We start from the raw sequence: 12,095 nt of genomic DNA, 5'->3' as shown, positions 1-12,095 counted from the left end.
CGTTCGGTTAACGAACAAGCCCTTTGTAGCATAATTTTTATATAAGGTTAAAAACCCAGGCCCAATGCAAAACCGCGTGTGCCTTGCGGGAATGACACACCGGCCGATACAGCACCGGTTTGCAGGTTTATACCATAAAACCGTGTAGTACCTGCAACAGTAAATATACCATAAGCATTACCTGTGTTTGCACTGATATCAAATCCGTTTGCTTCTGTAATAGTAATGCCAAGTGACCCAATCTCGGTCATAGTACCGGCATTTGGTGGATCTTGCTTGTATAATTTACCTGTTTGGGAGTTAATGGTGAATAACACAGTTGACGTAGCACCTGCAAAGTTATTGGTATAAGCAGCTGCATTTACAAAGCCGGTGTTTGCAGGCAATTGCGTATCAACACCTGCAATGTCGCCAGTAACCGGGCTTATACGTAAATTTTGGCCGGTGTTGCTAACTACACGTATTAAATCGGCCACCGGGTTAAAATCAAACCCAAAAGATGTGCCCGACAAAGCCGTAGAAAATTGAGCACCACTAACGGCGGTTGCCACACCCGATGATGGATTGATGGTATACAGGCGGTTGCTGCTGCCCAAGCCATATAACCTGCCATTAAGCGGACGGAAATCTATACCCAAAATTTGCTCATTAGCCTGCACACCACTAATTGCTTTTGCAACCGGTGATATACTTGCAGGGTTAAAAATTAGCAGCTCGTTGTTACCGCTAACAGCGTATGCTACGGGGTTGGTGAAGATAGCCAAACCAACAATATTGGTATTAAATGAATAAGCCTTATAAGCCTTCCCATTGCTCATATCAATACTGTAAAGTCCTTGTGTACCATTTACCGTTAAAGCAGCCAATGCTGATTTACTGTCGGGAGTAATATCAAAATCGCCTATTGCAGAAGCGTCAACACCAAGGGAACCAACTTCAACCAGCGTACCGTTGTTAGGTGGATCCTGCTTGTATAGCTTTTTGTTAGTTAAATCAATATCAAATAATACTGTAGAACTTGCACCCGCATAGTTTTCGGTGTAAGCTACTGAAGATATTTTTGCACCGGCTGCACCGTTGATATCACCATCACGAAGTGCAGTTCCATCTTCAGGGTTTAAGCGCAGGTTTTGTCCATTGTTTGACACTAAACGCAAACGATCAACTGTTGGATTAAAGTCAATACCAATTGCCGTTCCGTCAATGGCCGGGGTAAAAGGCGTTGCATTTACTGCACGGGCAGCACCTGTTGATGGGTTGATGATATAAATGCGGCTACCGCTGCTTACACCATACAATTCACCTGTGGCCGGGCGGTAATCAATAGCCAGCATGTTTTCTCCAGATTGCATACCGGTTATGCTTAAGGTTTGTGTAAGTGCACCGCTGGTTTGCGCATTGAAAGAAGCAATGCGGTTATTTTGTAGCAATGCGGTAACATTAACATTTGGTGCAACAATTTCGCTGTCGTTGCGGTAATCGTCATCGTCGTCTTTTGAACACGAGCTTAACAATACAGAAAGTGCCAGGCCACACAAAGCCATTCCTCTCATAAAAAAGGTAGTAGTATAATTTTTCATAATTTATGTAAATACGTAATCAGACTGATGGCTGTAACAAGCCCTCATAAATAAAAAAGTAGCAGTAGATTTTTTGCTAAGCGTTAGGAGGTGGTGTAGGTACAACCAAATGAAAAGCCGAAAAGCTTACCGGCACAAACAAGCTATACTTTCTAGCTTGCAGCACAGTTGGAAGCACCTTTAAATCAGTTGCTAAATAGTTTGCAGATAGCAAGTTTTTGCTACCAAATTGTGCGTCATCTTTTTCATCGGCGTCGCCGGTGTCACCATCTTGGGTTCCCGGAACCATTAAAGCTTTTTTGACGTAAGGTTTGCCTGATTGCATAACCGTTTTACAGGCAACGCTCAAAGCAAACAATAAAATAGTAAGTGTAAATACACATTTTAATTGCTGCCTTAAAGAAGTACTATGTAAAAAGTTGCCCATGTAATCCAACTTACGAATATGACTTCATAAAGGATTTCAATAAGCAAATGTTTTTAGTTGAAAATCAACATTATACAACCTGAAGCACTAAAAAGCATCTTTTGGACTCATCACAGTAATCCGAGTAACTACTGTACTGTTAAATAAGGGCCTGCCTTTTTTAACGTTGCTAAGTCAATAATAGCTACGTTGCTTAGTTCTTCAACCGATTCATAGTTACCGTGCTGCTTTCTGTACTGTACAATAGCGTTGACTTGCTTGTAGCTCAGGTAAGGGAAATTCTTAAGATCTTCGTACTCGGCAGCATTTACATTACGTTTCTTTATTCTCTTCCTGTCAACGGTAAATTGTTGCTGTATATCCTTATAATATATTTCATCTAAGCCAAACACCTCTGTAAGCTGCTGCTTTTTATAAAAGCCACCCAGCCGTGTACGATATTGGATAATACGGTGCGCAAACGCGGGGCCTATACCTTTAAGCTTTGTTAAAGTTGCCGAGTCGGCCGTATTTAGTTCTACTACTAAACGGTGTTCAGCAATGTTTAACTGTTTGTCGGCCGGTAAATTAATGTAAGGCTGCAGGCGTTGATAATCTTCTGCAGTAAGAGTATACATTTTTTTAACATCGGCTTTGGTAATGAAACGGCCTCCACTGGCTTCATAATTTTTTATCCCTTTAATCTGCCGTAACGACAAGCCAAGCCGTTGCCAACTTTCAACCGGTAATTTATTAGGATTAAACTTAAAAAGCTTTACCTGCAAATGCGCACTTGCTATTTCTTCTTCATCATTTAAGTAAGGCTTTACGCCTGCACGCTGCAACTCGGCAACAGCTAAATCAACCTTTTTAAATTTAACCGGCTTTTCAACATTTAAGCGCCTGTTGATTGCCGGAGCTGCCAATGCCCCGGCTATAAGCAACACCAATACAATTAGTCCGTTCCATTCTGTTTTGGTTAACAGCAGGTAATTTTTGATGCGTGCTTTCACTTATACCTAAATAAAAGGTTAAATTAGTAATTTTATAAATTTACCTACGTATATAAGCATGAAGATTATAACCACAGATGAGTTTGCCAAGGCCACCAAGCTTGATAAGTTGCGTATGCCGGGCCTGGCAGCTTTACTGATGGAGTTAATGAAAATTAACCAGGTTAATGATTTGTTTGCCAAGGCTCAGCCCAAACAAGGACCTGAATTTGTAGATGCCATACTGGAGGGCTGCGGCGTAACTGTAGATTTTGACGAAAGCGAATTGAAGAATTTGCCTGCTGATGGCGCCTTCATAGCCATTGCCAATCACCCGTATGGCGGAATTGAGGGCATGATATTACTTAAAATATTATGTATGGTTAGGAAGGATGCCAAACTGATGGCAAACTTCCTGCTAAAAAAAATACCTAACCTTGCCGATTACTTTATAGCCGTTAACCCTTTTGAAAACGTTGAGCATTCATCAAGCATTAGCGGCATTAAATCAACACTTGAATTGCTCAGAAACGGAACACCTATAGGAATATTCCCGGCTGGTGAGGTGTCGACTTATAAATTAAACAGCAAACAGGTTACCGACCGTATGTGGCACCCGGTGGTTGGAAAGCTAATTGCAAAAGCCAAAGTACCGGTAGTACCCATTTACTTTCATGGTAACAATGGCCTGCTGTTTAACCTGCTTAGTTTAATACACCCCACCCTACGTACTGCCAAGCTACCATCAGAATTATTTAACAAGCAGGGTCATACTATAAAACTGCGCATTGGAAAGCCTATCAAGGTTGAAGAAATACCTAACTATAACAATGTTACGCAGCTGCTTAATTTTTTACGCGCCAAAACATATGCGTTAGGTACTGGTCTTGAAGACGAAAAGCGTCTTTTTAATCCACGGAATCTTTTTAAGATAAAAAAAGAGCCTAAAGAAATTGTTGCACCTACCATGGCCGAGCTAATGGACAGGGAATTGGTTCCGCTGCGGGAAAACTACAGGGTATGGAGTGAGAAAAACTACGAGGTATTCATCACCCCAACTGCGCTTATTCCTAATATCATTCGTGAAATTGGCCGTTTGCGTGAGATTACCTTTCGTGAGGTTGGCGAAGGAACAAATAACAGCACCGATTTGGATGAGTATGATATTTACTATCATCACCTGTTTATTTGGGATGTTGACACCAAAAGAGTTGTTGGCGCCTACCGTATAGGCATGGGCGACGAAATATTTGACAGCTTTGGAAAAAAGGGCTTTTACACCGCTAACTTATTCAAAATTAAATCACAATTCAGTGATGTGTTGCAAAGCAGTCTTGAACTGGGCCGCTCATGGATCAGGAAAGAATACCAACAAAAAGCCCTTCCACTGTTTTTGCTTTGGAAAGGCATATTAAAGTTTGTTATTGATAACCCGAGGTACCGGTATTTAATTGGACCGGTAAGCATAAGCAACACATTTTCCAAATTCTCTAAATCATTGATTGTTGACTACATCACCCGCCATCATTTTGATCATGATATGGCGCAATATGTAAAGCCACGCAAAAAGTTTAAAGTAGATTTTGCCAGCATTGATACTGAATTGCTTATGGCCGGTGAAGAAAATTTTAAAAAGCTTGATAACCTTATATCTGAAATAGAAACCCATAACATTAAGGTGCCTGTGCTGCTAAGGCAATACATATCGCTCAATGCAAAAATCATTTGCTTTAACATTGATCCTAAGTTTGCAGATTGTTTGGACGGCTTCCTGGTGCTTGATTTACAAAAGGTACCAAAAGATGTTTTGGAAAAGATAGGTAGAAACCTGTAGAATGACTTACTGTTTAGTAAAGGCCAATCAGCAATACTGGTTGGCCTTTATTTTTTTCAACACACTTTAAAAGCAAAACGGCTACCTGCAATGCAGGCGGCCGTTTGCTTTTAAGAAAGGTATACGTTGTTAATATTATTTTACAGCACCCGGAGTGGTGTAAGGTAAGTTTTGAGGATCAAAGTGAGCCCAACCAGCAGCCCAGTTCTCAGCACCAAATGCACCTTTGAAAGCAACTTTATCAAAGAAAGCATCAGCATAAGCACCAGTAAACGCAGCACCTGCTAAACCAACCGAACCGGTTTTTTGAGTAAATACAGGAGTACCAATACGAGCGCCACCAGCTAAATCAGCAGCAAATTTGTAAGGCTCGGTGTATAATGCGTTAGCCAAATCAGCAGAGATTGCGTTTCCGCCAGCATTGATTTTATCAGTTACAGCTTGTAATGCAGTGGCATTAGTTGCTCTGATTGGTGTAGTACAACCGTATATAAGGTTGTTAAGGAACAATGATGTGTTACCGGTTAATGCACCGCTTGAATTACCTAAAGCATCATCATAAAACACGCCAACTGTATAACCTGCTAATACTGAATTGTTAAGGCTCATAGCAGAGTTACGGCGAATTTGAGCTGCATTTTGGTAGTTAGCATTTACGCTTGGAGCCGAAGTAGCAGTACCTTGCAGGTGCTCACGCGGACCTAAGATAGTTACGTTTGAGAATAGAGCTTTAGTTTGAGGAGTAGCTGAAGTACCACCAGAGTTGTTATCAGATTCAAAACCGTTTGAGCCAGATACGTCGGCAGTTGAAGCTAAACGCTGAGCTAACGCAAACTGAATTTTACCTGAGTAACCGTTATCAGTATCAAAGTCATCATCCCAGGTAGCAATAGATAATAAATATTTAGCGTTTACTGAACCACCAAACCACTCGTAAGCATCATCACCTGAACGGTAAACCTCAATGTGGTCAATTGTAGTACCTGAACCAACGCTACCAAAAGTTAAACCGTTGATTTCGTTATCCGGACCAAGTGGAATACCAGCAAACTCAATACGAACGTATTTCATAACGCCAGAGTTATCGGCATCGTCAGTACCACCATGTTTAGCTTTATCAGTAGCGTCAGATATACCTTCGATGGCTACAGAAGCACCAATGTTATTATTTGCTTTACCTAAAAGGATAACACCACCCCAGTCGCCTTGTGAACGGCCACCTGCAGCAGCATTTGAAGTAAATACAATTGGCTTATCTACCGTACCAGCAGCATTTATTCTGGCACCGCGGGTTATAATTAATGAACCTTTGGTTGATTTCTCTCCTTTAATAATTGTTCCTGGCTCAATAGTTAAGGTTGAATTGTTCGTTACAAACACGTTACCTCTCAACAACCAGATTTTATCAGCAGTAAGGGTTCTGCTGGTTGTGATATCACCAGACAGTACGTTATCTTCTGAAACTGCAGGTGCATCATCGTCACTTGAGCAGCTTGATGCAAATACCATCAATCCTAAAGAGGCAAGTAAAAAGAATTTCTTAATGTTCATCTTTTGTGTGAATTTATTTCGGTTCAAAAATCGGGGTCGTATATAACGTTAATGTTATGTTGTATTTAACTTATTATGAGCAAAGTGTTTACTTATTGTTAAGCCCTTAAAAGTTGTAGCTGAAAACAAATGAGTAATTGCTACCGTATTTAAAGCGGCTAAGTGTTTGATCGGCAGCCTGATCGTATTTCTTATTACCATCACGATCAAAGTAGAACAGCGAGCGCTGATTAAGAATATCGTTTGCGTTCAGCTTAAGCTCACCACGGCTTTTAAGCACTTTAATGCCTAACTGTAAATCAATAACGTTACGCGGAGCTTCCCAAATTGCCGGGAATATAGGACCACCAACTACGTTAAGCCTGCGGCCAACAACGTTGTACAGAGCGTTGAACGTAACCTTATTTTCAAGGAAAGTATGCATTAAGCCGGCGTTAACTACGTAAGGAGCCTGGCCAACCAAAGGTCTTTCTGAATAATTAAGGTTTACACCTAAATCGGGGTTGGTTGCTTTTGATTTTATTAATGATACGTTGGTGTAAAGGGTAGTATTTTTAAGGAAATCAGTGTTTGATATAAAGCCCAGTGAGTGGCGTAACTCAAACTCAGCACCGTAAACAGTTACTTTTGGAGAGTTACGATACTCAATTTGCCTGTTTGAGCCCTGATCAAAATTGTAAGCTTCTATTGCGTTTTGGAAGCTTTTATAGAAACCAGAAACTGAGATAATTTGACCGGCAGAAGGGAAGAATTCATAACGCAAATCAAAGTTATCAATAAGCGTACGTTTTAAATTAGGATTACCTGTTATAAAGCTTACCTGCTCATAATCATAATAACCAAACGGCGCCAACTCTCTGAATTCCGGACGTGCAAGCGTACGGTAGTATGCTAATCGAAGGTTAGCTTTAGGCGTTAAGCTATAAGTAAAGTTTGCTGATGGCAATACGTCAACGTTGCTTAGTTGTGCTCTTGACAACGCCGATTTGCGCAGGTTTTGCAAATCTAAATCAAAGTGTTCAACACGTACACCCCACACTACTCTTAGCTTATCGCTAAGTTTATTATCTAACATGGCGTAGCCTGCGTTAGTCATGGCGTGACCATTGTATGACTCATCAAGGTAGCTACCCGGAATTTCACTTAAGCGGTAAACATCGCCACGGTCAATTAAATCTTGGCCGTAAAGTGTGTTTAGTGGCCTTTGTCTTATCTGCTCTAAATCATCAACGTTATTAGGTAACAAACCTATAAAGCGTACGGTAAAGCCACGATCGCGGTATGATGAATTTAAACCGGCTTTGAATGTTGCCGAGTTATTGAACATTTTCAGCGGGGTTGAATAATTCAAGTTACCTGAATAACCGTTCTCGGTCATGTAAGTAAACATGCGTGCATTTTCTTTTCCCAACGTTGTATTTTGAGCAAAGAAAGGAGCATTACCTGTAGCGTTTATATCACGCACATAGTTAGCCTTACGTTGGTCAGGCTGATCATTCAAGGTATTGCTGTAGCTGGCAGACCAAGTTAACTTACTTCCTTTTTCGCCAAATGAGTGTGTACCTTCAAGTGTTGATTTAAATACGGCTTTTTGTATAAGGTCAAAAGCCGAGAAGCGTACCTGGCTGGTGATGTTTTCGTTTACACCTGCTCTTGAAAGGTACTGATCATCATAAATGCGGTTATAAGTATTTTTAAGCGTGATTTTATTTTTACCCCAGGTATATGCAAAGTTTGCCAATGCACCTACGTTAGTTGAAAACTTATAAACCTGGTCGGTATACTTGTTACCATAAAATTCGCGAAATAAATCCTGATAATAGTTTTGGGTATTACGGTAGCTTAATGATACTGTTGCGCCGAATCTGTTACCGGTTTTTTCAAAATCCTTTACACGACCAACGGTTAGTTGGTAGTTTTGTGAAGGCAGAGCTTTTTTATTGTAAACGTTCCAGTCTTGCTGTAAGCTTCTGATAGCCGCAGTATTTTGTGAAGTTGACAAGGAGTTATTCACCAACGCTTCTGAACTTGGGAATGATGATGGAAGCTTTTTGTCGCCATTGTCAAATCCAAAGTAGTCGCTGGTGTTACGCTGTCCGCTTTTAAAATCTTTAAAGGTTGATGCGGTATTGTAACCTGCGCCCACACTCACCGAAGTATAATTACGGTCTGGAATATCTTTAGTAGTTACCTGTACCGAACCACCAGCAAAGTCACCAGGAAGATCAGGCGTTGCAGTTTTGTTGATAATAAGGTTATCAACCATGTTTGATGGTACAATGTCAAATGAGAAAGCCTTACGGTTAGGCTCGGTGCTTGGTAGTGGAGCGCCATCAAGGGTGGCATTGTTATACCTGTCGCTCAATCCACGTACAACCACAAACTTATTGTCTTGTACGGTAACACCACTCACACGCTTCAATACATCGGCAGTGTTGCGGTCAGGTGAACGGCGTATAGCCTCAGCCGATATACCGTCGGTTACACGGGCACTATTTTTTTGTTGTGCATATAATGAGTTGGCGGACTCCTGGCGGGCTGTTGCTCTTACCGTTACTGCCGCTAACTGCTGTGTTGCCGCTTCAGTTAATACTATATTTAAAGTAGTTGGCTGCCCCGCTTTAATAAGAATTTCAGATATCTGCTTGTTTTGGTAACCTACGTAACGTACCAAAACGCTGTGTGTACCTGCAGGAACATCGTTTATAGTATATTCACCGTTAACATTGGTTGCCGCACCACGGGTAGAGCCTTCAACCAAAATTGATGCGCCAATTAGCGCTTCGCCTGTTTTTTGATCGGTTATTTTACCGGTGAGCTTACCGGTGCTTTGAGCATGTGCTAAACTAAAAGATGCTGTAAGCAACAAACACACGATTAGTTTAAATAAGGTAATAGCTAATTTTTTCACTTGCATATTTTTGATGCAGCAAAATTATTAGCGCAACATTAGCTCATTGTTATCATCAAATTAACTGTACAATTTCTAATTGTTAAATTAAAATTAACAACCATTGTAAACTACTGACATATAGCACATTAATTCAATAGTTAATTTTTTGAGATTAAGTTAATGTCATTAATGGCATTAACTTATGATCTTAAAATACCGTTAATACCTGAAATTCAATTTCTTGATGACGGAAACAATTAACCACAGAGGGGCTAACAATAACAAACCTAAACGCCTGTTAAAATTAAATGAACGGTATGTTAAAAGCTGCAAGGCCAGTCCAACTATTAAAGCGACTAATCCAACCAGCCATAACTCAGGTCCTCCTGTTTTTTGCCAGCCTTCTAACTGAATAATGCCGTATGAAAAAGCAAAAAGCATAAAAAGCATAACATATGATACCAGCGGCGATAAACGCAGCAGGTAATAAATACTGAACGCTATTAAAAAAGAGGCCCAGTTAACGTATCCGTTATAACGCCCCAAAAAGCTGATATAAGGAAACGGCAAAGCCCATATAAAAGTAACAAGGCCAAACAAGGTTAAAACTATGGCAAAACATAGCACAGGCACAGGCAGCGTAAATTGCTTTTGCACCAAACTGTATTCATCAAAATGCTTGTCAACCGGTCTTAGTTCTGCTTTAGGAGGCATAGTATTAATTAAAAAAAGCGACAGGAATTCATCCTGTCGCTTGGTTATGCTTTATTGCAAATAATTATTTAGCGTACGATACCGAACGCGTTTCGCGTATTACGGTAACCTTAATTTGACCAGGATAGGTCATTTCAGTTTGTATACGGTTTGATATATCAGCGGCCAGCACTTCTGATTGCGCATCAGTCACCTTTTCGCTTTCTACTACTACGCGCAATTCACGACCAGCCTGTATAGCAAATGTTTTCTCAACACCCGGGTATGACAGAGCCAGCTCTTCCAGCTCTTTCAAGCGTTTAATGTAGCTTTCCACAACCTCACGACGGGCACCTGGACGAGCACCTGAAATAGCATCGCAAGCCTGAATAATAGGCGATATCATTGATGTCATTTCAATTTCATCGTGGTGGGCTCCTATGGCATTGCAAACCTCAGGATGTTCTTTATATTTTTCGGCCAGTTGCATACCTAATATTGCGTGTGGCAATTCAGGGTTATCATCAGGCACTTTACCAATATCATGCAGTAAGCCGGCACGTTTAGCCAGTTTAACGTTTAAGCCTAATTCGGCTGCCATGGTAGCACAGAAGTTAGCAACCTCGCGCGAGTGCTGTAACAGGTTTTGTCCGTAAGATGAACGGTAACGCATACGTCCTACCATGCGTATAAGCTCGGGGTGTAAACCGTGAATACCTAAATCAATAACGGTACGCTCACCAATCTCTACAATCTCCTCCTCTATTTGCTTACGTGTTTTGGCTACTACCTCTTCAATGCGTGCAGGGTGAATACGACCATCGGTTACCAAACGGTGCATTGCTAAACGGGCAATTTCACGCCTAACCGGGTCAAAACCCGAAAGTATAATAGCCTCAGGAGTATCATCAACAATAATTTCAATACCGGTTGCTGCTTCTAACGCACGTATGTTACGCCCTTCGCGACCAATGATACGGCCTTTGATTTCATCATTTTCGATATTGAAAATTGATACCGTGTTTTCAATTGCACTTTCTGTTGCAGTGCGCTGAATGGTTTGAATAACTACCTTTTTAGCTTCTTTTGTTGCAGTAAGTTTAGCCTCATCTACAATGTCTTTTATTTGCATCATAGCTTTGGTACGTGCTTCCTCGCGCAGGGTATCAACCAATTGATTTTTGGCTTCTTCGGCAGTTAATCCTGCAATTGTTTCCAATTGCTGCACATGCTGCTGCTTCAAGTGCTCAACTTCTTCCTGTTTTTTGTGCAGTATTTCGTTCTGCTTCTCCAGGTTTTTACGCTGGTTTTCCAGTTCGTTATCCTTGCGGTTTACGTTTTCAAGCTTTTGATTGAGTGACTGCTCTTTCTGCTTAATAGAATTTTCGCGCTGATTAATGTTGTTATTTTTAGCGTTTACCTCTTGCTCGTGTTCGGCCTTAAGCTGTAAAAACTTTTCTTTAGCCTCAAGCAATTTATTCTTTTTAAGAATTTCAGCGTTGTTCTCAGCATCTTTCAGAATTTTCTTAACCTTATTCTGAGCTGCTACTTCCTGTTCCTTAAATAGCTTCCGGAGCAGGAACCGGCCTATCAAAGTGCCAATGATGGCACCTACGAGCAGGCCTATAATGGTGGATAAAAGGTCCATTTTGGTGTTTGTGTGATGTATATATATGTTAAAAAAAAACGCAACTAAATTTTAAGTGCCATCCCACATTGCTTAATGCCTGATGGGTCAGTAAGGTAAAAACTACTACCTACCGATAACCAACCAGCAAAAAGCCTGTGCCTGTCAGTGAAACTTAAAATTTAACTGCGTTAAATTTATATTGCTCTATTTATAAGAACGTTTATTGCTTTTTAAAAAACTCCGTCAGCATATGGTCTAACTGGTAAGCCTTTTCGGCCACGGTTGTATCTTCAACCGTAACTTTACGCTCTGCTTTTAATGATGCGGTTGCGTAATGCAAAACACTCATTGAAAGCAAATCCTGCTTATCTTTTACCGCATAGTTCTCCTGATACTCCTTTATGCGGTCGTTAACCAATTTGGCAGCCCGGCGTATTAATTCCTCTTCTTCCGTATCAACTTTCAACGGATATACGCGATCAGCAATGTTTATTTTTATTGAGATTTCTCCCATTT

Annotated in this window: 9 protein-coding genes; 1 reads left to right on the top strand and 8 read right to left on the bottom strand. The window is 40.8% G+C overall.

Features of this window, described 5'->3' with window-relative positions; all coding sequences use genetic code 11:
* Window positions 1–47 precede the first annotated feature (47 nt).
* The 3 genes from QZ407_RS05105 to QZ407_RS05095 all read right to left on the bottom strand — a co-directional run bounded on the left by QZ407_RS05105 (window position 48) and on the right by QZ407_RS05095 (window position 2,999).
* Complete coding sequence (locus tag QZ407_RS05105) at window positions 48–1,580, bottom strand: DUF4394 domain-containing protein (protein ID WP_295768245.1); 1,533 nt, start codon at window positions 1,578–1,580, stop codon at window positions 48–50.
* Window positions 1,581–1,656: 76 nt separating this feature from the next.
* On the bottom strand, window positions 1,657–1,905 hold the full coding sequence (locus QZ407_RS05100) for a hypothetical protein (RefSeq protein WP_295768243.1): 249 nt from the start codon (window positions 1,903–1,905) through the stop codon (window positions 1,657–1,659).
* Window positions 1,906–2,135: 230 nt separating this feature from the next.
* The gene (locus QZ407_RS05095) at window positions 2,136–2,999 is read right to left on the bottom strand and encodes a helix-hairpin-helix domain-containing protein (RefSeq protein WP_295768241.1); all 864 of its coding nucleotides are present in this window, start codon (window positions 2,997–2,999) and stop codon (window positions 2,136–2,138) included.
* Window positions 3,000–3,057: 58 nt separating this feature from the next.
* Here QZ407_RS05095 and QZ407_RS05090 point away from each other — a divergent pair, with 58 nt between their 5' ends.
* A complete protein-coding gene (locus QZ407_RS05090) occupies window positions 3,058–4,812 on the top strand; it encodes a GNAT family N-acyltransferase (RefSeq protein WP_295768239.1) in 1,755 nt (584 codons plus the stop codon).
* Window positions 4,813–4,947: 135 nt separating this feature from the next.
* Here QZ407_RS05090 and QZ407_RS05085 read toward each other — a convergent pair whose 3' ends face one another.
* The 5 genes from QZ407_RS05085 to QZ407_RS05065 form a co-directional block, all read right to left on the bottom strand.
* Window positions 4,948–6,363: a hypothetical protein gene (locus QZ407_RS05085; RefSeq protein WP_295768237.1), complete on the bottom strand. Its 1,416-nt coding sequence runs from the start codon at window positions 6,361–6,363 to the stop codon at window positions 4,948–4,950.
* 106 nt (window positions 6,364–6,469) lie between these two features.
* Entirely contained in the window at window positions 6,470–9,280 is a 2,811-nt protein-coding gene (locus QZ407_RS05080) for a TonB-dependent receptor (RefSeq protein WP_295768235.1), read from the bottom strand.
* 195 nt (window positions 9,281–9,475) lie between these two features.
* Entirely contained in the window at window positions 9,476–9,970 is a 495-nt protein-coding gene (locus QZ407_RS05075; protein WP_295768233.1) for a hypothetical protein, read from the bottom strand.
* A 64-nt stretch (window positions 9,971–10,034) separates the two neighbouring features.
* Complete coding sequence (rny, locus tag QZ407_RS05070; protein WP_157539871.1) at window positions 10,035–11,597, bottom strand: ribonuclease Y; 1,563 nt, start codon at window positions 11,595–11,597, stop codon at window positions 10,035–10,037.
* Window positions 11,598–11,799: 202 nt separating this feature from the next.
* Window positions 11,800–12,093, bottom strand: a complete 294-nt coding sequence (locus tag QZ407_RS05065) for a cell division protein ZapA (RefSeq protein ID WP_157539872.1) — start codon at window positions 12,091–12,093, stop codon at window positions 11,800–11,802.
* Between the last annotated feature and the right edge of the window lie 2 nt (window positions 12,094–12,095).

This window comes from uncultured Mucilaginibacter sp. (assembly GCF_913773635.1).
In the GTDB taxonomy this organism is placed as follows: domain Bacteria; phylum Bacteroidota; class Bacteroidia; order Sphingobacteriales; family Sphingobacteriaceae; genus Mucilaginibacter.
Note: the sequence above shows the minus strand (reverse complement) of the source record. Positions and strands in the feature narration are given on the sequence as shown.